The organism is Brevundimonas sp. (genome assembly GCF_013912065.1).
GTDB lineage: Bacteria > Pseudomonadota > Alphaproteobacteria > Caulobacterales > Caulobacteraceae > Brevundimonas.
The window spans coordinates 50,212-73,750 of sequence record NZ_JACESA010000010.1 but is presented as its reverse complement, the minus strand read 5'-3'; the positions used below and the strand labels follow the sequence as shown (position 1 = coordinate 73,750).

Sequence of the window (23,539 nt, the reverse complement as noted above, 5' to 3'; positions counted from 1 at the left end):
TGTCAGGATCGTGGTCCAACGCTGTGGCGAGCGAAAGCACTGGGTCCCGGTTTTCGCCGGGATGAGCGGAAGAGTTGAATGCCCGATCCCAAGCCCCAACCCCTGTTCGAAATCCTGAGCCCCGCAGGCCCCGTCGCCAATTCCGCCGCCGCCGAACGCCTGCAGGAGACCCTGACCCAGGCCGCAGACGCCGACGGATGGCGCGCGACCCTCGACGCCGCCTGGCCGGCCCTGGCCCCGGTCGCTGGGGCCTCGCCCTATCTCGCCGGCCTGATGCGTCGCCGTCCGGCGAACCTGCGTCGGATACTGGAGACCGACCCCGCCGCCGGCCTGGCCCGGATACTGGCCGAGACCGACGCCCTGGACGACGAACCCGACGCGGTGCGGGCGCCGCTGCGGGTGCTGAAGGCCGACCTGCATCTGCTGACGGCCCTGGCCGATCTGGGCGGGGTCTGGGATCTGGATCAGGTCACTGGCGCGCTATCCACCTTCGCCGACGCCGTCTGTCGCGCCGCGCTGCGGGCTGTCGCCGCCGAGCAGCGGGCGCGGGGCCGACTGGTCTCGCCGCCCGACGATCCGCGCGGCCCCATTCCTGGCCTGTTCGGCCTGGCCATGGGCAAGCATGGCGCGGACGAGCTGAACTATTCGTCCGACATCGACATCTCCCTCTTCTTCGAGCCTCGCCTGATGGGCCTGGCCCTGCGCGAGGGCGAAGAGATGCAGGACTTCGCCAATCGCGTCGGCAAGGGGATCGCCGGCCTGCTGAGCGAGCGGACCGCCGACGGCTATGTTTTCCGCGTCGACCTGCGGCTGCGGCCCGACCCGTCCTCGACTCCGCCGGTGGTCGCCGCGCCGATGGCCCTGGCCTATTACGAGAGCGTCGGCCAGAACTGGGAGCGGGCGGCCTTCATCAAGGCTCGGCCGGTGCTGGGCGACCCGCGCGCCGCCGCCCGCTTCGTCAAGGCCCTGCGCCCCTTCATCTGGCGACGCAGCCTCGACTACGCCGCCGTGCTCGATATCCAGGCCATCAAGCGCCAGATCCACGTCCACAAGACCGGCGAGGGGCTGCAGGCCGCCGGCGCCAATCTGAAACTGGGCCGGGGCGGCATCCGCGAGATCGAATTCTACGCCCAGACCCAGCAGCTGATCCTGGGCGGCCGCGACCCCGCCCTGCGCCGCCAGCGCACGCTTGAGGCCCTGACCGCCCTGTCCGAGGCCGATCATGTTCCGGCCTCGGTCGCCCAGGCCCTGTCCGCCGCCTATGTCGAACTGCGCGGGCTGGAACACCGGGTCCAGATGCTGGACGACGAACAGACCCACCGCCTGCCGGAAGACCCCGAACGCCGCGCCGCCGTCGCCGCCCTGGCCGGATGGAGCGATCTCGCCGCCTTCGACGCCCATGTCGAGGCCCTGCTGGTTCAGGTGAACACCCGCTACGGCGAACTGTTCGAGGGCGGGGAGGAGCTGGACTCCGCCTATGGCAGCCTGGTCTTCACCGGCGTCGAGAACGATCCCGAGACCCTGGAGACCCTGCGCCGGATGGGCTTTTCCGAGGCCGCCTCCGTCGCCGACACCATCCGTTCCTGGCACCACGGCCGGATCCCGGCGACGCGCACCGCGAGGGGTCGCGAACTGTTCACCCGCCTGGCGCCCCGACTGCTGGAGGCCCTGGCCCGGTCGGGCGCGCCGGACGACGCCTTCCGCCGGTTCGCGGTCTTCTTCTCGGGCCTGGCGGCTGGGGTCCAGGTCCAGGCCCTGTTCCTGAACCAGCCGAGACTGTTCGAGATGGTGCTGGGCGTCATGGCCTTCGCCCCCCGTCTGGCCCGGACCCTGGGTCGTCAGCCGGCGGCGCTGGACGGGGTGCTGGACGCCCGCTTCCTGACCGACCTGTCCGACGACACCGGCCTGACCGAACAGATCCTGCGTGAGGCGGCCGAGACCGAGGATTTCGAAGGCGCCATGAACGCCGTGCGCCGCCTGCACCGCGAACAGATGTTCCGCATCGGCATCCACGCCCTGACCGGCCGCGCCGGACCGGAAACCGCCGGCCGCGCCTATGCGGCCCTTGCCGACGCCTGCATGCGCACCCTGTCCCCGGCCGCCCTGACCGAGGCCGAACGTCTGGGCGGCGCCTTCCCCGGCGCCGTCGCCGTCGTGGCCCTGGGCAAGGCCGGATCGCGCGAGATGACGGCCGGTTCCGACCTGGACCTGATGACCGTCTATGACGCCCCGGCCGAGGCGGCGTCCGAGATCAAGGGCTGGTCCGCTGACGTCTTCTACGCCCGCTTCACCCAGCGGCTGATCGCCGCCCTGTCGGCCCACACCGCCGAGGGTGGTCTGTACGAGGTCGACATGCGGCTGCGGCCGACCGGGTCCAAGGGGCCGGTCTCGGTGCGGCTGTCCCGGTTCGACGACTATTACGCCCACGAGGCCGAGACCTGGGAGTTCATGGTCCTGACCCGCGCCCGCGTGGTCTGGGCCAGCGACCCCGCCTTCGGGCTCAGGGTCTCGGCGGCGATCGAGGCCGCCCTGCGTCGGCCCCGCCCCGGCGTCGACGTCGCGGGCGACATCCGCCGGATGCGCGCACTGATGGACCGCGAGCGCCGTCCGCACGGCTTCTGGGACCTGAAACTATCGCCGGGCGGTCAGGTGGACGCCGAGTTCGCGGCCCAGTTCCGTCAGCTCCAGGCCGCCGTGGCGGGCCAGCCCCTGACCCTCTCGACGCTGGAGGCCCTGCACGACGACCCGGTTCTGGCCGAGGCCTGGCGGGTGCAGCAGCGTCTGGCCCATCTGCTGGCCGCCGCCTTCGAGGGCCGGGTCGATCCGGAGGCCGAGCCCGGCGTCTTCCAGCTGCGCCTGGCCGAGGCGGCCGGGGCGCCCGACTTCGAGACGCTGAAGACCGAACTGACCGAACTGCGGGCGCGGGCGCGAAAGGCCTTCGAACGGGCGGTGCCGGCGGGTCGCGACGGAGATCCGGAACCGCCGCGTTCAATCTCCTGACAGGGCAATGTCAAGGCCGCGTCCCAGCGGCCCGAGGAGATATCGAGATGAGAAAGACCTTTCTGACCGGCCTCAGCGCCGTCGCACTGGCCGCCGTCGCCGGGGTCGCCACGGCCCAGACGCCTGCGGCCCGCCCCGCCGGCGCCCCGGCCCCGCATCACCAGCGCGGCGACGCCGACCGTGACGGCCAGATCACCCGCGCGGAGTTCGTCGAGGCTCGCGTCGTCCGCCTGACGGCGCTCGACGCCGATCGCGACGGAACCGTCAGCGTCGCGGAACGCGAGACCGCCATGCAGGCCCGACGCGCCGAACGCGCCGACGCCCGGTTCGCCAAGCTGGACGCGAACAGCGACGGCGCCATCAGCCGCGCCGAGTTCGACGCCGCGCATGAAGCGCGCGGCGAGCGCGGCCCTCGCCCCGAACGGGCCGGTCATCGCGGCGGCCCCCGCCATGCGATGCGCGGCCCCGGCCGCCAGGCGGGCCCTGTGGTGATCTCCGACGTCGCCGCCAAACTGGGCGAACGGTTCGACAAGATGGACGCCGACCGCAACGGCGTCGTCACCGCCGAAGAACGTCGCGCCGCCATGCCGGCCCATCGCGGCGAACGCCGTCCGGGCCGGGCGCCGCAACAACCGGCTTCCCCGGCGCCGGCTTCGGAGTAAGAACAGTGTCGGGGTCGGGCTTCGCGTGCGAATCGGTCCCTTTCGTCAGCAGCGGAAGAGGCGGGTTTGGTCGCGATCGTCGACCCCGACGAGGATCTGGTGCGCCGCGTGGGTCAGGGCGATCCGGCGGCGGCCCAGACGCTTGTCGCGCGCAAGCTGCCGCGCATCCTGGCCCTGGCCCAACGGATGCTGGGCGACGCGGCCGAGGCCGAGGACGTGGCCCAGGAGGCGATGCTCAAGGCCTGGCGACAGGCCCCGAAATGGGTCCCCGGCAAGGCCCGGTTCGACACTTGGCTGCACCGGGTGGCGCTGAACCTCTGCTACGACCGGCTGCGGCGACGACGCGAGATCCCCACGGACACGCCGCCCGACCGGCCCGACGAGGGGCCGGCGCCGGATCGGGGCCTGTTGGCGGCCGAGACGGGGTTGCGGGTCGCGGCGGCGCTGAAACATCTGCCGGATCGGCAGCGCGAGGCCGTCGTCCTGTGTCATTATCAGGAGCTGTCCAATATCGAGGCGGCCGCTCTGATGGAGATCAGCGTCGAGGCGCTGGAGAGTTTGTTGTCGCGCGGACGCCGCGCATTGCGTCAGGCCCTTTCGGACATCGCTCCGGGGGCCGCTGAAGGAGACGGTCGATGAAGGCGGAACGGTTACAGGCCCTGGCGGACGCCTACGGCGCCGACCTGCGTCGGTGGCCCGCCTCCGAACGCGCCTTCGCCGAAAGCCTGCTGGCGGCCGATCCGTCGCTGAAGGCGGTGCTGGACCAGGCGGCGGCGCTGGACGTCCTGCTGGACGCCGCCCCGGCCCCGAAGCCGTCCGACGCCCTGACGGCGCGCATCCTGGCCGCCGCGCCCCAGTCCAGGCCACGGACCCGTCGCTTCCATCTGGACCGGATCGCCTGGTTCTTGGGCGCGGGCTGGGCGGCGGCGGCCTGCGCCGGCGTCGTCGCGGGCGTGGGCCTGACCACCCATGTCACCGCCGACGAACGGGCCGACGCGATCCTGTATCAGTCCACCCTGGTCGCAGTGGACGACACGGAGGTTCTGGGATGAGCGGTCGCAGTCTGAAGATCGCGCTGGCCGCATCGGTGGCGCTGAACCTGTTCGCCCTCGGCGCCGGGGCCGCCTTCTTCGTCAGTCGGGCGAAAATCGACGAGCGCGTCGCCGAACAACGCCGTCCGGGCCGCGAAGGCGGCTTCCCCCAGCTGGTGAGCCAGCTCAGCCCCGAGGTGCGTCGCGAGGTTCGCGCCTCTATGCGTTCGGTCGCCCTGTCGGCCCGCCCCGACTTCGAGGCGGCGCGCGAGGCGCGGCGTCAGGCCGTGGAGGCGGCGCGCGAACCTCGGATGGACGTGGCCCGCGTTCAGGCCCTGCTGGACGAGTCCCGGACGGCCGAAATGCGCGGCCGGGCCCGGCTGGAAGGCGGCGCCATCGCCATGCTGGAAAAGCTGGACCTCGAGGACCGCCAGGCCCTGGCCCAACTTCTGGCCCGCAAGGGGCCCGGCGTCCGCCACGTTCGCGTCGGAACGCCGCCGGTCGACGCCCCGCCGCCGGGACCGGAAGACCCCGACGGTCCGGGCTGAGCTCCGGTCAGCCCGCCTTCGACGCCCGGAAGGCGGCGACGGCGTCGACCGCCGCCCCCACCGAGGCCTCGATGGCGGCCCAGTCGCCCGACTTGACGGCGGCGTCCGTCACCAGTTTCGATCCCATGCCCGCCGCCACGATGCCGGCGCCGAACCATTTGGCGATCGAGGCCTCGTCCGGATCGACGCCGCCCGTCGGCATGATCTTGACCCAGGGCATCGGCCCCTTGACCGCCTTGACGAAGTCCGGCCCGCCGACCGACGCGCCGGGGAACAGCTTGACGATGTCGCAGCCCAGTTCGTGCGCCTCGCCGATGTCCGTCACCGAGCCGCAGCCGGGGAAATAGGCGACCATGCGCCGGTTGCATACACGGGCCACGTCCGGGACCAGGCAGGGGCTGACCACGAAGCGCGCGCCCCGGTTCAGGTAAAGCGCCGCCGTGCCATTATCGACCACCGAACCGATGCCCAGGACCACGTCCGGATCGGTCCTGATCAGTTCGCGATTGATCTCGCCGAACAGGTCGCAGGCGAAGTCCCCCCGATTGGTGAACTCCACCACCGGCGCCCCGCCGCGCGCGCAGGCGCGAATGACGTTCAGACTGACCTCGGGATCAGGATGATAGAAGACCGGGCAGACGCCCTGGGTCTCGAGCGCCTGAAGCACGCTGACGCGATCATGGGCCATGTCTGTCTCCTGTCCCGACGTCGCCGGGTGATGCTGCACGGACCGGTCCCCCGGCCCTGTCCCTGCTTATCCCAGCCGACCCGAAATGCGAAAGCGACGGCGGCGGCTTTCGGGCGCGAGACGGCGGAACTTATTGTTTCATCGGAGCGGCGGGACCTCTCTCTTTCGTCATTCCGGGCGAAGGGCCGCTTGGCCCGCAGACCCGGAACCCAGCGGCGCGCGAGAACGCGAACCTGTCGCGGATTCGATCTTCGGACATCGTGCGGCGGACGGATTTCGCCTTACGGCGCCGCTGGGTTCCGGGTCTTCGCTGCGCTTCGCCCGGAATGACGAAAGCAGGAATGCGCACCCAGAGCTCAGCCGTCCCAATTTCGAAGAGTTTTGCGCGCTAGATCAACCACCTGACCCTCAAACTTCTCGACTTTCCCGACGCTCTTCGGAACGCCCGTATAATGGCGGTCGTCAGTCACGTGGAGAGGAACGCTGAATACATGTCTTGCCTGCCCGCTGCGCGGCGCTCGTCCCCGCTACGCCGATTTCAGACTATTCAGACTATTCAGACCCATTTTTTTTCGATCTCGGGTCTGAAGCGATCAGGAAGCCGCCGGACCGCCTTCTCGCCCTTGGGGTGACGTCGCGCGGCCGCCTCGCTAAATGAACCGGATAGGGAGAACCACATGACGCGATCCAACGCGCCCGCCTATCTGACCGGCTTCGGCAATCATTTCGCCACCGAGGCGGCGCCCGGCGCCCTGCCGGTGGGCCAGAACTCGCCGCAGAAGACGCCGATGGGCCTGTATGCGGAACAGCTGTCGGGCACCGCCTTCACCGCCCCGCGCGCCGAGAACCGGCGCAGCTGGCTGTATCGGCTGCGCCCCTCGGCCCAGCACGGTCCCTATGTGGCCTTCGACCAGGGCCGCGTCCGCTCCGGCCCGTTCGACGAGACCCCGCCCAATCCCAACCGGATGCGCTGGGACCCTCTGCCCATCCCCGAGACCCCCACCGACTGGGTCGAAGGTCTGGTCACCTATGGCGGAAACGGCGAGCCCGACGGCGGGGCCGGGGCGGGGATCCACCTCTATGTCGCCAACCGGTCGATGACCGACCGGGTTTTCTACGACGCCGACGGCGAACTGCTGATCGTGCCGCAACAGGGCGCCCACCGGTTCGTCACCGAAATGGGTGTGATCGAGGCCCAGCCGGGCCATGTGGTCCTGATCCCGCGCGGCGTCCGCTTCCGGGTCGAGATCGAAGGGCCTGTCCGCGGCTATGTCTGCGAAAACTACGGCAGCCCGTTCCGCCTGCCCGACCTGGGGCCGATCGGCGCCAACGGTCTGGCCAATCCGCGCGACTTCGAGACCCCGGTCGCGGCGTTCGAGGACGTGGATCGCCCGACCCAGTGCGTCCAGAAATACGGCGGCCGCCTGTGGGCCACGACCTTCGATCACAGCCCGCTGGACGTAGTGGCCTGGCACGGCAATCTGGCGCCCTGCCGCTACGACACGGCGCGGTTCAACACGATCAACACCGTCAGTTTCGACCACCCCGATCCGTCGATCTTCACCGTCCTGACCAGCCCGTCCGAGACGCCGGGCACGGCCAATATCGACTTCGTCATCTTCCCGCCGCGCTGGATGGTGGCCGAGCACACCTTCCGGCCGCCCTGGTTCCACCGCAACGTGATGAGCGAGTTCATGGGCCTGGTCACCGGCGCCTATGACGCCAAGGCCGGCGGCTTCGCGCCCGGCGGCGCCAGCCTGCACAACCGGATGAGCGGCCACGGCCCGGATCAGGCCAGCTACGAAGGTGCGATCCAGGCGGAACTGAAGCCGCACAAGATCACTGACACCCTGGCCTTCATGTTCGAGACCCGGGCCCCGATCCGTGTCACGAAATGGGCGTCGGAATCACCGCAGATGCAGCTGGACTACGACGACGTCTGGTCGGGCTTCACCAAAGGACAGGTCTAATGATCCGCGCTTCCCTTATCGCCGCCGCCGCCCTGCTGGCCGCCGCCTGTTCGCCCCAGACTACGACGGGCGCCGGCTCCGACGCCCCGATGCAGAGCGCCGACGCCTCGGCCTGCGCCACGCGCGGCGGGACGATGAAACAGGTCGGCCGGATGCAGTCCTGGCAGTGCGTGATCCGCTACGCCGACGCCGGCAAGCCCTGCACCGACGGCGACCAGTGCCAGGGCGACTGCCGCCTGGAAGGCAACACCGGCCTAGCGCCCGGCGCGGCGACCGCCGGCGTCTGCCAGGCCGACAGCGACCGCTTCGGTTGCAACGCCGTGGTCGAGGACGGCAAGGCCGGCGCGACGCTCTGCATCGACTGAGGCGGGAAGGGGATCAGTCCCCGTGCCGGCCGTTGCTGGAAAACTCGGGCGGGGCGGCCTTGTGCACGAACTGTTCGGCGACCAGCCAGGCCTTGAACGGGCGCAGGCAGCCCAGGCACATGGCCACCAGGATCGGCAGGGTGACCACGGCATGGACCCAGATCGGCGGTTTGACGGTGAACTCGAACACCATCAGCAGGATCATGCCGACCACTCCGACGGCCGACATGACGAAGAAGGCCGGGCCGTCCGCCGGGTCGGCGAACCCATAGCTCAGCCCGCATTTCGGACAGGCCTCGCGCAGGGTCAGATACCCCTTGAACAGCGGTCCCTCGCCACAGCGGGGGCAGCGGCAGGCCAGGCCGGTCTTGAGGGTGCTCAGCTTGGGATAGTCGATCATGCCCCATCATGACCCCTTCGCCCCGATCTGTCGCGTGGACGAACGGTCCAAGTGGGTGAACGCGGTTAACCGCGATTAAAGAGCTTGTGAGGCAAGGCTCCACGGATATGTCCGGGACCTCGCACAGCAAGCGCTTCCTGAAGTCGTCCGTGGCCGCCGCCGCGGCCGGCGCGGTCGCCTTTGCGCCCCTGTCCGCTCCCGCTCAGGAAGGCGCCCGGTCCGGCGATCCGCTGTCGATCAGCATCGGCCAGTCCAGCCAGTTCACCCGGGTCGAGTTCGGCGGCGTCGTCGGCGTCCGCAGCCAGATCCGGCGCGAAGCGGACAAGGTCATCGTCCGCATGGGCGTCTCGGCGGCGCCCGATGTCTCGCGCCTGCGCGTCGATCCTCCGCAAGGGATCAAGGCCGTCGAAACCCGGATGGCGCGAGGCGGCGCCACCGACCTGGTCCTGACCCTGGCCGAGGGCGCCGACGCCCGCTACGGCGTCGCCGACGGCGCCGTCTGGCTGAACCTCTATGCGCCGGGCAAGGCGCCGGCGCCGACGGCCGAAGAGCGGGCCGCCGTCGTCAACTCCACCGTGCCCGTCCGCGCCGTCTCGACGCCGGACAAGACCGTCCTGACCTTCCAGTGGGGCGCGCCGGTCGGCGCCGCCGTCTTCCGCCGGGGCGAGGCCGTCTGGGTGGTGTTCGATACGGCCGCCAAGATGGACATGGCCGGGGCCAAGGCCCTGGGGCCTGCCAAGGACGCGCGCTGGGCCGCCGGTCCCGACTATACCGCCGTGCGCATCGCCGCGCCGGACGGCCTGCCGGTCTCGGCCGAGGGGCAGGGCGGAACCTGGACCGTGACCATCGGCGGGCCGCCCGCCGGCGCTTCGGGCGTCCAGGTCGACCGTTCCGACGACGGTTCGGCGACCCTGGTGGCGCGGATGGCCGGGGCGACCAAGACCGTCTGGCTGACCGATCCCCTGGTCGGCGACCGTTTCGCCGCCGTCACGGCCCTGGCGCCCGGCAAGGGGTTCTCGGGCGCGCGCAGCACCGTGGACCTCAGCCTGATCCCGACCGCCCAGGGTCTGGCGGTCGAGACGGCGACCGACGACCTGAAGATCGAGGCGGCGGGCGACCTGGTCACCCTCAGCCGTCCGGACGGCCTGACCCTGTCGCCGCCGTCGGCGACGCTGGAGACCGCCGGCGCGGGAGGCGACGCACCGAGGCGTGCGGCCCATCCGGCCCTGATCCTGGAGGACTGGGGCGCCGTGGGCGAGGACGGCTTCTCGGCCCGCTATCGCCGTCTGCAGGACGCCGCGGCCGAAGAGACCATAGCCGGAACCGACAATCCCCGCGCGCCGATCGCGGCCCGGATGGCCCTGGCCCGTTTCCTGGTGGGATCGGGGCTGAACTATGAGGCGATCGGCGTGCTGGACGCCCTGATCGCCAAGGCCCCCAACATGCAGGGCGAGCCCGAGGTGCGGGGCCTGCGCGGCGCCGCCCGCGTCGGCGTCGGTCGGCTGGAGGAGGCCCAGGTCGATTTCGCCGGGGCCTCGCTGTCGAACGATCCGGCCACGAAGGTCTGGCAGGGCTACCTGGCCGCGCAGCTGGGCGACTGGGCGGGCGCACGCAGGGCCTTCGCGGCCGGCGCCTCGGTCATCGACGACTTCCCCAAGGAATGGCGCGCCCGGTTCGGCGCCGCCCATGCCCTGGCGGCGATCGAGACCAACGACCTGCCCGCCGCCCGCCAGCTGCTGGCCTATGTCTTCAGCCAGAACGCCTCGGCCGCCGACCAGCTGACGGCGCGGGTGGTCCAGGCCCGCCTGTTTGACCTGACCGGCGACAAGGACCGCGCGCTGAAGGTCTACAAGGCCGTGGCCCGCGCCCCGCTGGACGGGATCGCCACCCCCGCCAAACTGGGCGCCATCAGCCTGGAGCTCGACAAGGGCGTCCTGACGCCCGACCAGGCGGCGCAGCAGCTGGAACAGCTCAAATGGCGTTGGCGCGGCGACGCCACCGAACTGGCGGTGATCCGCAAACTGGCCGACCTCTATCTGCAGCAGGGTCGCTACCGCGAGGCTCTGGACGCCCTGCGCGGCGCCGGCAAGCGGATGGCGGGCGTGCCGGGGGCCGCCGAGATCCAGGCCGATCAGTCCAACGCCTTCCGCGCCCTGTTTCTGGAAGGCGCCGCCGACGGCCTACAGCCGGTCCAGGCCCTGGCGCTGTTCTATGATTTCCGCGAACTGACCCCGATCGGGGCCGACGGCGACGAGATGGTTCGCCGCCTGTCGCGTCGCCTGATCGACGTCGATCTGCTGGACCAGGCCGCCGAACTGCTGAAGCATCAGGTGGACGAGCGGTTGGGCGGCGTGGCCAAGGCCCAGGTCGCCACCAATCTGGCCACCGTCTATCTGATGGACCGCCAGCCGGAGAAGGCGCTTCAGGCCCTGTGGGGCTCGCGCACCACCCTGTTGCCCAACGCCATGAACAGCGAGCGTCGCGCGCTGGAGGCCCGCGCCCTGATGGACCTGGGCCGTTATGATCATGCGCTGGAGGTGCTGGATCGCGACCAGTCCGACCCGGCCCGCGAGGTGCGCGGCGACATCTTCTGGAAACAGCAGAAATGGGCGGAGGCGGCGCCGCTCTACGAGGCCCGCCTGGGCGACCGCTACAAGCAGGCGACGACCCCGCTGACGCCGGTCGAGGAAAGCTGGCTGATCCGCGCCGGCGTCGGCTATTCGCTGAGCGGAAACCGGGGCGCATTGGACCGTCTGCACGGCCAGTACACGCCCTTCATCGCCAAGGCGCGTTCGGCCAATGCGATCCGCGTGGCGCTCGACGACAATCTGTCGGGCGTGGCGGGGGCGGGGGATTTCGCCGGTCTCGCGTCCACCGCTGACACCTTCGTCGGCTGGGTCAATGCGGCCAAACAGGACTTCAGAAGTGAAACGGGCGAGAATCGCCCCGCGACCCCCGCCCGTTAAATCGGCTGATCGGTCCCCGTGGGGACCGAGAAACCTTAGCCGTTGACGGCGTCCTTAAGGGGCTTGGACACGCGGAAGCGGACGGCCTTGGAGGCGGCGATCTTGATGGTCGCGCCTGTGGCCGGGTTGCGGCCTTCACGCTCGGCGCGGGCGGCGGTGTCGAAGACGCCCAGGTTCGAGATGCGCACGTCGCCGCCGGCCTTCAGGCTGGCGTGGATGTTTTCGACGATCGCCGTCAGCACCTTGCCGGCGTCGGCCTGCGAGACACCGGCGTCCTTGGCGACGGCGGCGATCAGTTCGGCTTGAGTGGTCATAAGAAGCGTTTCCAGTGTTAGTCGCCTGATTCATGGCGAGGACTGAGGGATCAACACGGATTTCGTCCGGTATTGCAAGCGTGTAAAAGGCGCAAAGCCTTATGGGGCGGGGATTATCCGGTTCCGGACGCCCGCTGGAAGCTCTCGACCAGGCTTCCGGCGACCAGCCGCCAACCGTCGACCAGCACGAAGAAGATCAGCTTGAACGGCAGGGACACCACCACCGGAGGAAGCATCATCATACCCATGGACATCAGCACGCTGGCGACCACCAGGTCGATCACAAGGAACGGAACGAAAAGGAGAAATCCGATTTCGAACGCCTTCTTCAGCTCGCTGATCATGAAGGCCGGCGTGACCACGCGCAGGGGCAGGTCCTGCATGTTGGTCGGGGCCTCGACACGGCTCAATCGGGTGAACAGAGCCAGGTCCGAACGGTCCACCTGGGCCAGCATGAAGGTTTTCACAGGTTCCGCCGCCGCGTCGAACGCCTGGGGCAATTCCATCTGCTCATCCAGCAGCGGACGGACGCCCGAATCATAGGCGTCCTGCCAGGTCGGGGCCATGACGATGGCGCTCAGGAACAGGGCCAGGGACACCAGGACGGCGTTCGGCGGCGACTGCTGCATGCCCAGGGCGGTGCGCAGCAGCGACAGGACCACGACGATCCGCACGAAGCTGGTGGTCATGATGACGATCGACGGCGCCAGCGACAGGACGGTCATCAGACCGATCAGCTGCACCACCCGCTGGGTCAGGCCGGCGCCGGTGCCCAGGTCGATGTTCAGCGCCGATCCGCTGCTTGCCGCGTCCTGAGCGAAGGCGGCTAAAGGCCAGGCCAGGCAGACCAGGGTGGTGAACAGCGACAGCAGGGCCGCGCGTTTCAGCTCGGACGCGGCGGGAACCGCAAACACCTTCTCCCTCCCCCTGTGGGGGAGGGGGGCGGAGCGCAGCGGAGCCGGGTGGGCCGGGCAGGGCGATCCATCGACAGTCCCTGCGGCCTCGCCTTGCCGCCCCCGCCCCGTCGCTTCGCGACGCCCCTCCCCCGGAGGGGGAGGGAGAATCCTTGAACCCCTCACTTGAAGATCTCCGGCTGGCGCGGCTCGATCAGTTCGCGCCCTTCGCCCAGCAGGATCAGCCGTTCCTCCTCGTCGATCCGCACCAGGACCAGGCGACGGGCGGGGTCCAGCACCAGGGTCTCCACCACCTGCATCCGTCGTTCGCCGCGCTGGGCGTTCAGCTTGGCCATCAGTTGTGGCGCATAGCGACGCGCCGCATAGGCGGCGAGACCGATCAGGCCGAGGGTGAAGGCCAGGCCGAAGACGGCGCGGGCGAGATCGAGGAAATTCATACGCTTGAGGCCCCGCGCTGTCGGCGCTGTTGCCTGGAGTCTTAACCACCACGGTTAACGACCGGTTTAGATAACGGCCTGTTAACCATGGAGCCGGCATTTTCTGCCCATCGGCGCATCCGCGTCGCACGGGAGACCGCCATGGGCGTCGCCGACATTCCGCTGCTGGGGCAGATCAAGGGCCGGCTGGGCTGGCTGGACGAGCGTCAGCGCGTCATCGCCGAGAACGTGGCCAACGCCGACACCCCGGGCTTCGTCGGCCGCGATCTGAAACAGCCGACCGACTTCGCCGCCGCCCTGCGCAGGGGCGGGGGGCTGCAGATGGTCCGCACCAACGTCGCCCATATCGCCCCGGCCGTCAGCCCGCCGCGGTTCGATGCGTCCAAGTCGCCCGATTCCGAGACCACGCTCGACGGCAACTCGGTGGTGGTCGAGGAGCAGATGCTGAAGATGGCCGAGAGCCGCATGGCCTATGACGCCGCCATCGGCTTCTACCAGAAATCCATGTCCATGATCCGCATGGCCGCCAAGAAGCCCGGCGCAGGCTGAGAAGGACTGATTCATGCCCGACCCCGTTCCGCCCTCGAACAGCGCCATGGCCGTCGCCGCCTCGGCCCTAAAGGCCCAGCAGTCGCGGATGCGCGTCATCGCCGAGAACATCGCCAACGCCCAGTCCACCGCGCGCACGCCGGGCGGCGAGCCCTATCGCCGTCAGGTGCCGGTCTTTCAGGCGCGCGAGGTCGATGGCGCCACCGGCGTCGCCTTAGCCGAGGTGCGGCCGGACGACAGCGAGTTCAAGATGGACTACGACCCGTCCCATCCGGCGGCGAACGCCGAGGGCTATGTAATGCGGCCGAACGTCGACACCCTGGTCGAGGCCATGGACATGCGTGAGGCCCAACGCGCCTACGAAGCCAATCTGAACGTCATCGAGACGGCGCGGTCGATGGACAGCCGCACACTCGACATCATCAAACGCTGAGGGCTAGGCCATGAACCCGATGATGGCCGCCAAGGCCTATGCCGCCATCCAGGGCGGCGCCATGCCGGTCGCGGCCCAGCCGCCGGCCGCCGGCGACAACGGCTTCGCCGACCTGGTCAAGAACGCCATGACCGACATGACGCAGCAGTCGCGCGCGGCCGAGACCCAGATGTCCAGCTCGATTCAGGGCCAGGGCAATCTGATCGACGTCGTCACCGCCCTGAGTTCGGCCGAAGCTTCGTTGGAGACCGTGATCTCCGTCCGGGACCAGGTGATTTCCGCCTACAAGGAAATCATGGCCATGCCGATCTGACGACGGCCGGAACCTTATCGCCGTTCCCTCCGCTCCGCCTTCAGCAGAAGGAGAGCGACCATGCTGAAGGACCGGGATTCATCCGCCATCGTCGCCGTCAGCGACATCGACCGCGCCCGAAGCTTCTATCGGGACACCTTGGGCCTGACGGTGGAAGGCGACGGCGGTCCGGACATGGACGGGGTGCTGAGCTTCCGCACCGGCGCGACGCGGCTGACCGTCTATGCGTCCGAATACGCCGGGACCAACAAGGCCAACGCCGTCACCTTCGCCATGCAGGGCGACCTGTTGGAGACGGTCCAGGCGCTGAGGGCGCGAGGCGTCGTGTTCGAACACTATGACTTGCCCGGCCTCAGCCTGAACGGCGACATCCACGAGGCCGGACCGGTCAAGCTGGCATGGTTCAAGGACCCCGACGGCAATCTGATCCACCTGATCGAGGGGATGTAGGCCTCAGAGCGGGCGGCGGCTAAGGGTGACCTGGCTGCCGACGACCGCCGTCTGCATCAGCTGGCGGTCTTCGCCCTCCAGCCGCAGGGCGGTCAGCACCCCCGTTGCATAGGCGCCGGTGTCCAGGCCGATGCGCCGATCGTCGGCATGGACGGCTTCGGCCGGGGTGTGGCCGTGGATGACGACCCGCTCGAAGGGGTCGGGATGGTGCAGGAAGGCCTGGCGCACCCACATCAGCTGTTGGGGATCCTGCCGGTCCAGCGGAACGCCCGGCTGGGCGCCGGCATGGGCGAAGAAATAATCGCCCAGCGAGAAACTGTATTCCTGGGCGGCGAGGAAGGCGCGCTGGCGGTCGTCGACGGCGGCGTTCAGCGTGGCGCAGGCGGCGGCCCAGCCGTCGGCGTCGGTCTTGTCGAACGGCGGAGCGACGCCATACGACTGAAGCGCCTCGCGGCCGCCGTAGTCGCACCAGCCGGGTCCCAGCTGGGGATCGGTCAGAAAAGCTTCCATCCGATCCTCGTGATTGCCGCGCAGGAAGTGGAGCTCGAACATGCCCCGGCTCCGCAGACCCGCCAGCAGGTCGATCACGCCCTTCGAATCCGGTCCCCGGTCGATGTAGTCGCCCAGGAACACCAGGATCTTGCGACGCGCGGTCGTGGCTTCCAGGTCCGCGATCATGGCGTCGACCAGCGGCGACAGCAGGTCCAGCCGGCCATGGATGTCGCCCACCGCCCAAGCCGCCGTATCCTCGGGCGTCGAGGTCCTGCGGCGAAGACGGGCCACGGGACGGCGGTTGAACAGTTTGGCGAACATCCCCTCTAAATCAGCACTGATACGACGCTTGGCAAGCGTTCAAGTTCAGAAGAAGCGTTCGCCGATGCGAATGGTGTCGCCGGGCGCCACCTGGGTGGCGGTGGTCAGGGGATAAGCCTGTTCGCTGGTTCCGTCGGCCCGCTTGATGAAGACCTGGCGGGTATTGGCCCGATAGCTGAAGCCCTCTGCGGTGGCCACGGCGTTCAGGACGGTCAGATTGTTGGTGTAGGGGTATTCACCCGGCTTGTTGACCTCGCCCAGGATGTAGAAGGGGCGGTAGTTCAGAACTTCGGCGGAAACGCGCGGCTCGTTGATGAAACCCTTTTTCAGCGCTTCGGCGATTTCGGTCTGGAACTCGGAGATGGTCAGGCCGGCGGCCTGGACTTCGCCGATCAGCGGCATGGAGATGCGGCCGCTGCCGCCGACGATGAACTCGCCGGTCAGGGCTTCTTCGCCGAAGACGTTCACGCGCACCTTATCGGCGGCGCCGAGGCGATATTCCGGGACGGTGCGAACCGCGGCGGCGTCAATCGTGTCGTCGACCAGACCCGACGCGGTCAGGGGGTTCGTTCCGCAAGCGGCGACGCCAAACGTCAGTGTCAGGGCCAGCAGGCCTGCGCGCAACAAATTCAGCATGATCATTTCCCTCGCTCTTCTTTCAACATAGCCCAAGGCGGGCCGTGTTTCCAAGACGATGTATGCGGCGCCGCAGCAAAGATCGCGCCAGTGGCGAAAATGCGCTTAACGCCGCCTAAACCACTCTTCTAAAGCGGCTTTAAACCGTACTTCTAAGGTTCGTATTGATACGGCTCAGGCAGGATGATCCCATGGAACAGGGATCGCCCATGTCGATTGTATCGCCTCGCCGCAACGGCGTGCTCGGCGCCGTCGTCTTCATCGTCGCGGTCGCCGGCTCAAGCGCCGCCTTCGCCGGCGCGCAATCCTCCGGTCCGGCCTCCGGTCCGGCGCGCATGCCGACCGGAGCAACGGCGGCCCCGCCCAGCGGCTTTCTCGATTTTTGCGAACGCTCGCCGCGCGACTGTGTCGCCCCCGGCGAGCAAGCCAATTTCGCCGAAATCCGCGCCCGCGCCAATTCGCTGTACTGGGCCGACGTTTTCGGACGACCCCGGCCGGTCGCCGCCAGCCGTCCGGCGGCGACCATGGCGTCGAACGGCTTCGACTGGAGCCGCGTTTTCCCCCAGCGCGCCGCCGCCCTCAGCGCGGTTCCGGATCCCCTGCGTGACGGCGCCGCCGTCGCCATGGAGGATGTCGCCGCGCCGGCCGTCGATGTGATCGCCGTCCAGACCGGCGCAACCGGCGACCAGACCGCGCCGTCCGCCGAGGATTTCGGCCGCAATGTTTCCGCGCGCATACGCGATCTGCCGCGGCCCCGAATGTCGGACCCGATCAAGGCCGCGCCCGTCATTACCGTTTCTGACACCGACTGGAAGGCGATCGCCGACATCAACCGCAACGTCAATCGTCAGATCCGCAGCGGGTCGGACGCGCGCGTCTATGGCGTCGGCGACTACTGGACCGTGCCTCAGGGCGACCGCGCGCGGGGCGACTGCGAGGATTTCGTCCTGGCCAAGCGTCGCGCCCTGGTCCGCGCCGGCTATCCGGTCGGCGCCCTGTCCATCGCCATCGTCGAGACACGCTGGGGCGAAGTCCACGCCGTTCTTCTGGTGGCGACAGACCGGGGCGACTATGTTCTGGACAATCTGACCGGCCGGATCGTGCGGTGGGACCAGGTCAGCTATCGCTGGCGTGAGCGGCAGGCCCCCGGCAAGACGTTCGAATGGGTCCGCATGGCGGCCTAGTCCCATTTCGGGAAGATTTTCGACCTCTTTTCTGATAATTGAACGCCACGCTCTGGGTCGAATGACGCAGTGCGACGTGGCGTAGTTCAACTTGAGGCGACGTCGCCATTGCGGCGCCGCACTTGCTGTGTGGTGTCGGCAAGCACCCGCTTGGCCTGCCTTTCTGCTGGAGCAAGAATGACCGTAGACCGCGACACGCCCCAGCCGTCGCCCCGGCAGTCACCCCAGCCGTCGCCCCGGCCCTTCGCGGGGCCCCAAGCGATCTTTCGCCCGCGCCGCCGGTTTGGACGGGTTCAGATGCTCGGCGTGGCCGGTTCGGTGCTTGCGATCATGGCGGTCGCGGGCGTGTTGTTGATCGGACCTCGGCTCGGCGCCGCACGCGGGGCGCCTCAGAGGGTCCAGGCGACAGGTCTCGTCCAGCCGGCGCAGGCCGGGATGCAGCAGATGCTGGACACCACCCTGGCCCCCGACGAGATCCGCCCGATCACCCCCGACGAGGCGCGGGTCCTCAACGCGGCTATTCCATTCTCCGGCCTGCCGATCCTGCCGGCCAAACCCTTCATCATGCCCGCCGACAGGCTTGAGGATTACGCCCGCGCGCTCGATTGCCTGACGGCGGCGGTCTATTACGAGGCCGCCGGCGAAACGGCCGCGGGTCAGGCGGCGGTCGCTCAGGTGGTGATCAACCGGATGCGGCATCCGGCCTATCCGAAGACCGTCTGCGGCGTCATCTTCCAGGGCTCAGAGCGCAAGACCGGCTGTCAGTTCAGCTTCTCCTGCGACGGGGCCATGGCTCGCAAGCCCTCGGTCGATGGCTGGGCTCGCGCCCGTCTGACCGCGACCGGGGCGCTGAACGGCTTCGTCGCCTCCAGCGTCGGCATGGCCACCCATTATCACACCGACTGGGTCGCCCCCTATTGGGCCGAACGGCTGGTCAAGATGCGCCAGATCGGAACCCATATCTTCTACCGTTGGGGCGGCGCCTGGGGCCTGCCGCCCGCCTTCACCGGTCGTCACGCCGACGTGGAGCCGGTGGTGGAGAAGATGGCGCTGGTCGCCACGCCGCTGGAGCCGCTGGAACTGGACGATCCCGCCCTGCTGCTCCCGCCCGCGCCTCCGCCCGTGCTGGTCACCGTCGCGCCGTTGTCGCCCTTGCCGTCGACGCCGGTGGTTCAGCCTCCGGCCGACCAGCGTTCAGCTGCGACGGCGGCCTCCAGCCCGACCGCCGCGTCGCCCGCCCCAGTCGCGCGTCCGACCGTGGAAAATCCTCTGGTCACCGGACCCGCCGAGGCTCAACCGCGTCGCCGGTCGCGGATCGCCGCCCCGTCCTAGAGGGGGAGCCATCCGGCCCTGATCAAGTCTTTCGGGGGAGGTCGGAGACCGGTGGGGCCCCGAAATCCTCGACCCGTCGGGCCTTCTTGCCGATCATGCGACGACGGGCCGCCCGCAGGTCGCGAATGGCCAGGGGCGCCAGGGTCCAGGGCTCGATGCAATACCGGCGAAACAGTCGACGCGGATCCTGCACCAGGCGATAGGCCCATTCGACCCCGGCGCGGCCCATCCAGCGCGGGGCCGGCGTCTGGGTTCCGGCCTCGTAGTCGAAGGCGGCGCCGACCGAGAAGATCACGCAGTCGGGCAGGGCGTCCAGGACGGCCAAGGTCCACAGCTCCTGGCGCGGCATGCCCATGCCGACGAACAGGATGTGCGGTTGGAAGGCCTGGATTTCGGCGACGATCTCGGCGTTGTCGGCCGACCCCGCGCGGGCGTCGAAGAAGCCGTGGCGGGTGCGGATCTCGGCCCTGGGATAGCGTTCGCCCAGGCGGCGGGCGGCCTCTTCGCCCACGCCGGGCTCGCCGCCGACGGACATGACGCGCCAGCCCTTGCGGTCGGCGACGCTCCAGAAATGATCGCGCCAGTCCAGATAGGTGCAGCGGTGAAAGCCCCGGCTGTGCAGGCCCAGGGCGCGCGAGAACCAGATCATCGGCGTCGAATCGACCTCGATCATCTCGGCCTTTTCATAGAAGGCGAGCATCTCCGGATGTTTCTGGATCAGATAGAGACTGTGCAGATTATGGTTGGCGACAAGGGTTTTCCGCCCCTCGGCCACGGCGTCCTGAACGTGGTGCAACACCTCTTCCGGCTTAACCAGATCGACCAGCTGCCCGAACATGTGGACACGTTCGCGCCGCCGCCGGCGCTTGCGATAGGCCGTCCGCGGCGTCGTGCGACGCTCGGAGCTGTCGGAAGAGAGGGGCTGTTGCGCCATTTCCTCAAAATAGGAGGGCGCTCTCAAAGCGGGGTAAGCGAACAGGCTTAACGGGCGAGAAACAGATCCGGTCTCCACCGCTCGGCGGTCACCCGCGCCAGGGACGCCAGGCCGATCCCGACACAGTCCGCGGCCAGGTCGAACGGATTGGCCGAACGGCCCGTCATTCCCTGGACCAGTTCGACCCCGGTCCCGAGCGCCAGGGCCAGCGCGGCCGCGCGCCACACGCCCAGGCTTGGTGCGATCAGGGCCAGACAGACCGTAATGATGAAGAAGCCGATGGCGTGCGCCGGCTTGTCGCTCAGACCAAAGCCTTCCTCGGCGCCCTGAAAGGGGCCGAGCATGGCGACGAACAGGACCAGCAGCGCCAGCAGGGCGCCGCCGCGAAGGACGATCAGGATCATGGACGCACCGATCAAGGGGAGGAGAAGGCGCGGAAATACGGTCCGACCATACCCGTCGGCCCGTGAAATGGCCACCCGTCCGGGCCCGTTGTCCCGCTTGGGAAATAAAACCGACCGCCGACGAAAAATCTCTGTTGACCCCGCCCGGACGCTCCCTTAGAGGTCCGCGCCTTCCCGATGGAAACGCCGCAAGGCGCTACCGACGGGGCCCAGATGGCGGAATTGGTAGACGCGCTGGCTTCAGGTGCCAGTGGCTTAACGGCCGTGGAGGTTCGAGTCCTCTTCTGGGCACCATATTATGAACGGCGTCGTGTTTTCGGACACGGCGCCGTTTGCTTTTTTAGCCTGCCGCATCGCGCGCGGCGCTCTGCTGCTTGAGGCCGGACAACGCGCGGCGCCTTCCTGCGTGAGGCCGCTTTCGACCTTTGCCCTGCGCGTGTAAGAACCTGCCCATGACTGTTTACCTGCACGAGGGCGACCTGCCCGACGACCTGGACCTGGGGTCGGACGTCGCCATCGATTCCGAGACCATGGGCCTGCGCTTCCGCCGCGACCCCTTGTGCGTCGTCCAACTGTCGTCGGGCGACGGGAACGCCCATGTCGTGCGGCTGAACCGTCCCGCCTACGACTGCCCCAATCTGAAGCGACTTCTGACCGATCCGGCGGTGACAAAGATCTTCCATTTCGGCCGGTTCGACATCGGCATGTTCCTGTTGCACCTCGGGGTCGAGACGCGGCCGGTCTATTGCACCAAGATCGCCTCCAAACTGGCCCGCACCTATACCGACCGCCACGGGCTGAAGGACGTGGTGCGCGAGACGGTCGGGGTCGATCTGTCCAAGGCGCAGCAGTCGTCCGACTGGGGCGCGGCCGAACTGACCCAGGCCCAGCTGGACTACGCCGCCTCGGACGTCCTCTATCTGCACGCCGCCAAGGCCAGGCTGGACCTGATGCTGGCGCGCGAGGGCCGCGCCGAGCTGGCGGCCCGGTGTTTCGACTTCCTGCCGACCCGTTCGGCGCTCGATCTCGCCGGCTGGGACGAGATCGACATCTTCGCCCACAGCTGAGGCGCGCTTGACCGAACCCGGCGAACAGACCCGCATCGAGGCGGACGAGGCTCGGGTGGCCCTGGCCGGCGCCCGCTGGCGCGCGCGGTCTCGTCGCGTGAAACTGTATCGCCGCGTCCTGCCGATCATCATTCTGGTGCTGGCGGGCGGCGTCCTGACCTGGACCGTATTCCGCACCGTGATGTCGGGCGTGGAGCGCAACGCCAGCCAGGGTCAGGAGGTCCGGCTCGACAAGCCGCTGTTCCACGGCCAGGACGCGCAGGGACGCGCCTTCACCGTCGGCGCCCAAGGCGCCGTCCGTGACCCCGCCACCGGCCGTTTCCGCCTGGTTGGCCCGGCGCTGAAGCTGAATCTGGGGGGGCGCAAGGTCACGGAAATGACCGCCGACGGCGGGACCTATGACGAACAGGCCCGCACCGTGACCATCGGTCCGAACGTGCGGATTTCCGACGGCGGATCAGGCTTTGTCCTGACGACGCCCGAGGCGGTGGTCGATACGAACACCGGAATCGTCACCGGTTCAAAGGGCGTTCAGGGAGCCGGCCCTATTGGAACCATCAACGCTTCGTCCTATGCGATCTATGATCAGGGCGAGCGCGTGGTGTTCAAGGGCTCTGGCGACACCAAGATAAGCGGGACGATCAATCCCTCGGGATCAGGCGAATGACGGCGATGACATCGAAACTTCTCGGCGCCAGGGCTTTCGGCTCCAAGGCCGCGGCGGCGCTGGCGGCCCTGACCGTACTGGCTCTACCGGCCGTGGGCGACGCTCAGAGCGCCAATGGAACCTCCCGCCAGCCGATCGCCTTCGGCGCCGACGACGGCGAACAGACATCCGACCGGATCAGTCTTCGGGGGCGGGCGGAAATCACCCAGGGACAGAATCGTCTGCGGGCAGAGGCGATCACCGCCTTCCGCGACGCCCAGGGCGACTTCAGCCGGATCGAGGCTACGGGGACCGTCTATTTCGTCACCCCGACCCAGTCGATGCGGGGCGACCGCGCCGTCTATACGATCTCGACCGGCGAACTGGTCGTGACCGGAAACGTCATTCTCAATCAGGGCAAGAACGTCCTGACCGGCGGGCGACTGACCTATAACGTCAACACCGACGCGGCGACCATGTCCGGCGCCCCGCGCGGCGAGGGCGCCGGCAGCCGCATCCAGGGCGTCTTCTATCCCAACGGGACGAACTGAGGCCGCTCAGGCCTGTCAGAACGGATTTCAAGCATTTGGCGCGTAAGGAACTCTCCGCCCTGAACCTGGACGACCGGTCGGCGGCGACGCCGGAACCGGACGTCTCGGCGTCCGAAAAGGGTCTGCGGGTGCGCAATATCGCCCGGTCCTTCGGTCAGCGGCAGGTGGTGCGCGACGTCTCCCTGACCGTCCAGCGCGGCGAGGTGGCGGGGCTGCTGGGGCCGAACGGCGCCGGCAAGACCACCTGTTTCTACATGATCACCGGCCTGATCCCGCCCGATTCCGGCTCGATCTGGCTGGACGGCGAGGACATCACCGGCCAACCCATGTACCAGCGCAGCCGCATGGGCCTGGGCTATCTGGCCCAGGAGGCCTCGATCTTCCGCGGCATGACGGTCGAGCAGAACATCAGGGCGGTGGTCGAACTCAACTATCCCCGCGCCCAGATAGAGACCGAAACCGTGCGGTTGCTGAACGAACTGCACATCGATCATCTGCGTCACGCCCCCGCCACCGGCCTGTCGGGCGGCGAGCGGCGACGGGTCGAGATCGCGCGCGCCCTGGCGGGCCGACCCTCCTTCATCCTGCTGGACGAACCCTTCGCCGGCATCGACCCCCTGGCCATCGCCGACATCCGTTCGGTCATCCGCTATCTGGCCGACGAGGGCATCGGGGTGCTGATCACGGATCACAATGTCCGCGAGACCCTGGACATCACCGACCGGGTCTCGATCATCTCGGGCGGCGCGGTCCTGTTCGAAGGCACGGCCGACGAAGCGGTGGCCGATCCTGAGGTTCGCCGGGTCTATCTGGGCGAAAACTACGCCTGACGCCCGCCCGGCTCCGCGCTCGCGCGCGGCCGTTCGTCGGGCGTTAACCAATGCAGCGACATTCTGTCCCCAGCAAGTTCCGGGCCACTCGGCGCGGCGACA

The 23,539-nt window shown here is 68.7% G+C and carries 27 protein-coding genes and 1 tRNA gene; 19 read left to right on the top strand and 9 right to left on the bottom strand.

Annotated features, from left to right (window positions below; all coding sequences use genetic code 11):
• Positions 1 to 78 precede the first annotated feature (78 nt).
• From H2037_RS10360 to H2037_RS10340, 5 genes are all read left to right on the top strand, one after another.
• Entirely contained in the window at positions 79 to 3,000 is a 2,922-nt protein-coding gene (locus H2037_RS10360; protein ID WP_292121257.1) for a bifunctional [glutamine synthetase] adenylyltransferase/[glutamine synthetase]-adenylyl-L-tyrosine phosphorylase, read from the top strand.
• A 47-nt stretch (positions 3,001 to 3,047) separates the two neighbouring features.
• Positions 3,048 to 3,662, top strand: a complete 615-nt coding sequence (locus H2037_RS10355) for an EF-hand domain-containing protein (protein ID WP_292121254.1) — start codon at positions 3,048 to 3,050, stop codon at positions 3,660 to 3,662.
• Positions 3,663 to 3,728: 66 nt separating this feature from the next.
• Entirely contained in the window at positions 3,729 to 4,301 is a 573-nt protein-coding gene (locus tag H2037_RS10350; protein WP_292121252.1) for an RNA polymerase sigma factor, read from the top strand.
• Positions 4,298 to 4,714 (top strand): hypothetical protein, encoded by a 417-nt coding sequence (locus H2037_RS10345; RefSeq protein ID WP_292121249.1) that lies wholly within the window; start codon positions 4,298 to 4,300, stop codon positions 4,712 to 4,714. Before H2037_RS10350 ends, H2037_RS10345 begins: the two co-directional genes overlap by 4 nt.
• Positions 4,711 to 5,241: a periplasmic heavy metal sensor gene (locus tag H2037_RS10340; protein ID WP_292121245.1), complete on the top strand. Its 531-nt coding sequence runs from the start codon at positions 4,711 to 4,713 to the stop codon at positions 5,239 to 5,241. The genes H2037_RS10345 and H2037_RS10340 overlap by 4 nt, the downstream gene beginning before the upstream one ends.
• A gap of 7 nt (positions 5,242 to 5,248) precedes the next feature.
• Here the strand turns inward: H2037_RS10340 and H2037_RS10335 are convergent, their stop codons facing one another.
• Positions 5,249 to 5,929, bottom strand: coding sequence for a bifunctional 4-hydroxy-2-oxoglutarate aldolase/2-dehydro-3-deoxy-phosphogluconate aldolase (locus H2037_RS10335; RefSeq protein ID WP_292121243.1), 681 nt, complete (start codon positions 5,927 to 5,929; stop codon positions 5,249 to 5,251).
• Between the two features lie 677 nt (positions 5,930 to 6,606).
• Between H2037_RS10335 and hmgA the strand changes: the two genes are divergently transcribed.
• Together hmgA and H2037_RS10325 are read left to right on the top strand one after the other, a co-directional pair.
• Positions 6,607 to 7,899, top strand: coding sequence for a homogentisate 1,2-dioxygenase (gene hmgA / locus H2037_RS10330; RefSeq protein WP_292121241.1), 1,293 nt, complete (start codon positions 6,607 to 6,609; stop codon positions 7,897 to 7,899).
• Positions 7,899 to 8,264: a hypothetical protein gene (locus H2037_RS10325; protein WP_292121238.1), complete on the top strand. Its 366-nt coding sequence runs from the start codon at positions 7,899 to 7,901 to the stop codon at positions 8,262 to 8,264. Before hmgA ends, H2037_RS10325 begins: the two co-directional genes overlap by 1 nt.
• A 13-nt stretch (positions 8,265 to 8,277) precedes the next feature.
• Here H2037_RS10325 and H2037_RS10320 read toward each other — a convergent pair whose 3' ends face one another.
• Positions 8,278 to 8,664 (bottom strand): DUF983 domain-containing protein, encoded by a 387-nt coding sequence (locus H2037_RS10320; protein ID WP_292121235.1) that lies wholly within the window; start codon positions 8,662 to 8,664, stop codon positions 8,278 to 8,280.
• 107 nt (positions 8,665 to 8,771) lie between these two features.
• On the opposite strand from H2037_RS10320, the gene H2037_RS10315 reads away from it, so the two are divergent.
• Positions 8,772 to 11,630 carry a hypothetical protein gene (locus H2037_RS10315; RefSeq protein WP_292121233.1) on the top strand — a complete coding sequence of 953 codons (2,859 nt, stop codon included), beginning with the start codon at positions 8,772 to 8,774 and terminating at the stop codon, positions 11,628 to 11,630.
• Positions 11,631 to 11,665: 35 nt separating this feature from the next.
• Here H2037_RS10315 and H2037_RS10310 read toward each other — a convergent pair whose 3' ends face one another.
• The 3 genes from H2037_RS10310 to H2037_RS10300 all read right to left on the bottom strand — a co-directional run bounded on the left by H2037_RS10310 (position 11,666) and on the right by H2037_RS10300 (position 13,295).
• Positions 11,666 to 11,944, bottom strand: a complete 279-nt coding sequence (locus tag H2037_RS10310) for an HU family DNA-binding protein (RefSeq protein WP_008263548.1) — start codon at positions 11,942 to 11,944, stop codon at positions 11,666 to 11,668.
• A 113-nt stretch (positions 11,945 to 12,057) separates the two neighbouring features.
• Positions 12,058 to 12,858: a flagellar type III secretion system pore protein FliP gene (gene fliP / locus H2037_RS10305; RefSeq protein ID WP_292121231.1), complete on the bottom strand. Its 801-nt coding sequence runs from the start codon at positions 12,856 to 12,858 to the stop codon at positions 12,058 to 12,060.
• A gap of 161 nt (positions 12,859 to 13,019) precedes the next feature.
• A complete protein-coding gene (locus H2037_RS10300) occupies positions 13,020 to 13,295 on the bottom strand; it encodes a flagellar biosynthetic protein FliO (protein ID WP_292121228.1) in 276 nt (91 codons plus the stop codon).
• Between the two features lie 141 nt (positions 13,296 to 13,436).
• Between H2037_RS10300 and flgB the strand changes: the two genes are divergently transcribed.
• The 4 genes from flgB to H2037_RS10280 are packed head-to-tail and all read left to right on the top strand — an operon-like array spanning position 13,437 to position 15,040.
• On the top strand, positions 13,437 to 13,844 hold the full coding sequence (flgB, locus tag H2037_RS10295) for a flagellar basal body rod protein FlgB (protein WP_292121225.1): 408 nt from the start codon (positions 13,437 to 13,439) through the stop codon (positions 13,842 to 13,844).
• Between the two features lie 46 nt (positions 13,845 to 13,890).
• Positions 13,891 to 14,277: a flagellar basal body rod protein FlgC gene (gene flgC / locus H2037_RS10290; protein ID WP_292121420.1), complete on the top strand. Its 387-nt coding sequence runs from the start codon at positions 13,891 to 13,893 to the stop codon at positions 14,275 to 14,277.
• A 10-nt stretch (positions 14,278 to 14,287) separates the two neighbouring features.
• Positions 14,288 to 14,590 carry a flagellar hook-basal body complex protein FliE gene (gene fliE / locus H2037_RS10285; protein WP_292121222.1) on the top strand — a complete coding sequence of 101 codons (303 nt, stop codon included), beginning with the start codon at positions 14,288 to 14,290 and terminating at the stop codon, positions 14,588 to 14,590.
• A 60-nt stretch (positions 14,591 to 14,650) separates the two neighbouring features.
• Positions 14,651 to 15,040, top strand: a complete 390-nt coding sequence (locus H2037_RS10280; RefSeq protein WP_292121219.1) for a VOC family protein — start codon at positions 14,651 to 14,653, stop codon at positions 15,038 to 15,040.
• 3 nt (positions 15,041 to 15,043) lie between these two features.
• Here H2037_RS10280 and H2037_RS10275 read toward each other — a convergent pair whose 3' ends face one another.
• Complete coding sequence (locus H2037_RS10275; protein WP_292121216.1) at positions 15,044 to 15,853, bottom strand: metallophosphoesterase family protein; 810 nt, start codon at positions 15,851 to 15,853, stop codon at positions 15,044 to 15,046.
• Positions 15,854 to 15,898: 45 nt separating this feature from the next.
• Positions 15,899 to 16,495, bottom strand: a complete 597-nt coding sequence (locus H2037_RS10270) for a polysaccharide biosynthesis/export family protein (protein ID WP_292121213.1) — start codon at positions 16,493 to 16,495, stop codon at positions 15,899 to 15,901.
• A 203-nt stretch (positions 16,496 to 16,698) separates the two neighbouring features.
• Between H2037_RS10270 and H2037_RS10265 the strand changes: the two genes are divergently transcribed.
• Both H2037_RS10265 and H2037_RS10260 read left to right on the top strand, forming a co-directional pair.
• On the top strand, positions 16,699 to 17,673 hold the full coding sequence (locus H2037_RS10265) for a transglutaminase-like cysteine peptidase (RefSeq protein ID WP_292121212.1): 975 nt from the start codon (positions 16,699 to 16,701) through the stop codon (positions 17,671 to 17,673).
• A gap of 177 nt (positions 17,674 to 17,850) precedes the next feature.
• Positions 17,851 to 19,005, top strand: a complete 1,155-nt coding sequence (locus tag H2037_RS10260; RefSeq protein ID WP_292121210.1) for a cell wall hydrolase — start codon at positions 17,851 to 17,853, stop codon at positions 19,003 to 19,005.
• 22 nt (positions 19,006 to 19,027) lie between these two features.
• Here the strand turns inward: H2037_RS10260 and H2037_RS10255 are convergent, their stop codons facing one another.
• Both H2037_RS10255 and H2037_RS10250 read right to left on the bottom strand, forming a co-directional pair.
• Positions 19,028 to 19,939, bottom strand: coding sequence for a WecB/TagA/CpsF family glycosyltransferase (locus tag H2037_RS10255; RefSeq protein WP_292121208.1), 912 nt, complete (start codon positions 19,937 to 19,939; stop codon positions 19,028 to 19,030).
• Between the two features lie 47 nt (positions 19,940 to 19,986).
• On the bottom strand, positions 19,987 to 20,343 hold the full coding sequence (locus H2037_RS10250) for a hypothetical protein (RefSeq protein ID WP_292121206.1): 357 nt from the start codon (positions 20,341 to 20,343) through the stop codon (positions 19,987 to 19,989).
• Between the two features lie 207 nt (positions 20,344 to 20,550).
• On the opposite strand from H2037_RS10250, the gene H2037_RS10245 reads away from it, so the two are divergent.
• The 5 genes from H2037_RS10245 (at position 20,551) to lptB (ending at position 23,437) form a co-directional block, all read left to right on the top strand.
• Positions 20,551 to 20,637 (top strand) — tRNA-Leu (locus tag H2037_RS10245).
• 158 nt (positions 20,638 to 20,795) lie between these two features.
• Positions 20,796 to 21,410: a ribonuclease D gene (locus tag H2037_RS10240; protein ID WP_292121204.1), complete on the top strand. Its 615-nt coding sequence runs from the start codon at positions 20,796 to 20,798 to the stop codon at positions 21,408 to 21,410.
• Positions 21,411 to 21,417: 7 nt separating this feature from the next.
• A complete protein-coding gene (gene lptC, locus H2037_RS10235) occupies positions 21,418 to 22,077 on the top strand; it encodes an LPS export ABC transporter periplasmic protein LptC (RefSeq protein ID WP_292121202.1) in 660 nt (219 codons plus the stop codon).
• Positions 22,078 to 22,082: 5 nt separating this feature from the next.
• Positions 22,083 to 22,607, top strand: a complete 525-nt coding sequence (locus H2037_RS10230; RefSeq protein ID WP_292121199.1) for an LptA/OstA family protein — start codon at positions 22,083 to 22,085, stop codon at positions 22,605 to 22,607.
• A gap of 35 nt (positions 22,608 to 22,642) precedes the next feature.
• Entirely contained in the window at positions 22,643 to 23,437 is a 795-nt protein-coding gene (gene lptB / locus H2037_RS10225; RefSeq protein ID WP_292121197.1) for an LPS export ABC transporter ATP-binding protein, read from the top strand.
• The last annotated feature ends 102 nt before the right edge of the window (positions 23,438 to 23,539 follow it).

Bases quoted from the DNA above. Each gene is read 5' to 3' on its own strand.
- H2037_RS10320 (WP_292121235.1), bottom strand. From the start codon at position 8,664: ATGATCGACTATCCCAAGCTGAGCACCCTCAAGACCGGCCTGGCCTGC.
- H2037_RS10315 (WP_292121233.1), top strand. From the start codon at position 8,772: ATGTCCGGGACCTCGCACAGCAAGCGCTTCCTGAAGTCGTCCGTGGCC.
- hmgA (WP_292121241.1), top strand. From the start codon at position 6,607: ATGACGCGATCCAACGCGCCCGCCTATCTGACCGGCTTCGGCAATCAT.
- H2037_RS10300 (WP_292121228.1), bottom strand. From the start codon at position 13,295: ATGAATTTCCTCGATCTCGCCCGCGCCGTCTTCGGCCTGGCCTTCACC.
- H2037_RS10240 (WP_292121204.1), top strand. From the start codon at position 20,796: ATGACTGTTTACCTGCACGAGGGCGACCTGCCCGACGACCTGGACCTG.
- H2037_RS10275 (WP_292121216.1), bottom strand. From the start codon at position 15,853: ATGTTCGCCAAACTGTTCAACCGCCGTCCCGTGGCCCGTCTTCGCCGC.
- H2037_RS10355 (WP_292121254.1), top strand. From the start codon at position 3,048: ATGAGAAAGACCTTTCTGACCGGCCTCAGCGCCGTCGCACTGGCCGCC.
- H2037_RS10260 (WP_292121210.1), top strand. From the start codon at position 17,851: ATGACCGTAGACCGCGACACGCCCCAGCCGTCGCCCCGGCAGTCACCC.
- H2037_RS10345 (WP_292121249.1), top strand. From the start codon at position 4,298: ATGAAGGCGGAACGGTTACAGGCCCTGGCGGACGCCTACGGCGCCGAC.
- H2037_RS10310 (WP_008263548.1), bottom strand. From the start codon at position 11,944: ATGACCACTCAAGCCGAACTGATCGCCGCCGTCGCCAAGGACGCCGGT.
- H2037_RS10250 (WP_292121206.1), bottom strand. From the start codon at position 20,343: ATGATCCTGATCGTCCTTCGCGGCGGCGCCCTGCTGGCGCTGCTGGTC.
- H2037_RS10270 (WP_292121213.1), bottom strand. From the start codon at position 16,495: ATGATCATGCTGAATTTGTTGCGCGCAGGCCTGCTGGCCCTGACACTG.
- H2037_RS10325 (WP_292121238.1), top strand. From the start codon at position 7,899: ATGATCCGCGCTTCCCTTATCGCCGCCGCCGCCCTGCTGGCCGCCGCC.
- H2037_RS10340 (WP_292121245.1), top strand. From the start codon at position 4,711: ATGAGCGGTCGCAGTCTGAAGATCGCGCTGGCCGCATCGGTGGCGCTG.
- H2037_RS10360 (WP_292121257.1), top strand. From the start codon at position 79: ATGCCCGATCCCAAGCCCCAACCCCTGTTCGAAATCCTGAGCCCCGCA.
- H2037_RS10280 (WP_292121219.1), top strand. From the start codon at position 14,651: ATGCTGAAGGACCGGGATTCATCCGCCATCGTCGCCGTCAGCGACATC.
- flgB (WP_292121225.1), top strand. From the start codon at position 13,437: ATGGGCGTCGCCGACATTCCGCTGCTGGGGCAGATCAAGGGCCGGCTG.
- H2037_RS10255 (WP_292121208.1), bottom strand. From the start codon at position 19,939: ATGGCGCAACAGCCCCTCTCTTCCGACAGCTCCGAGCGTCGCACGACG.
- H2037_RS10335 (WP_292121243.1), bottom strand. From the start codon at position 5,929: ATGGCCCATGATCGCGTCAGCGTGCTTCAGGCGCTCGAGACCCAGGGC.
- H2037_RS10230 (WP_292121199.1), top strand. From the start codon at position 22,083: ATGACATCGAAACTTCTCGGCGCCAGGGCTTTCGGCTCCAAGGCCGCG.
- fliE (WP_292121222.1), top strand. From the start codon at position 14,288: ATGAACCCGATGATGGCCGCCAAGGCCTATGCCGCCATCCAGGGCGGC.
- flgC (WP_292121420.1), top strand. From the start codon at position 13,891: ATGGCCGTCGCCGCCTCGGCCCTAAAGGCCCAGCAGTCGCGGATGCGC.
- H2037_RS10265 (WP_292121212.1), top strand. From the start codon at position 16,699: ATGTCGATTGTATCGCCTCGCCGCAACGGCGTGCTCGGCGCCGTCGTC.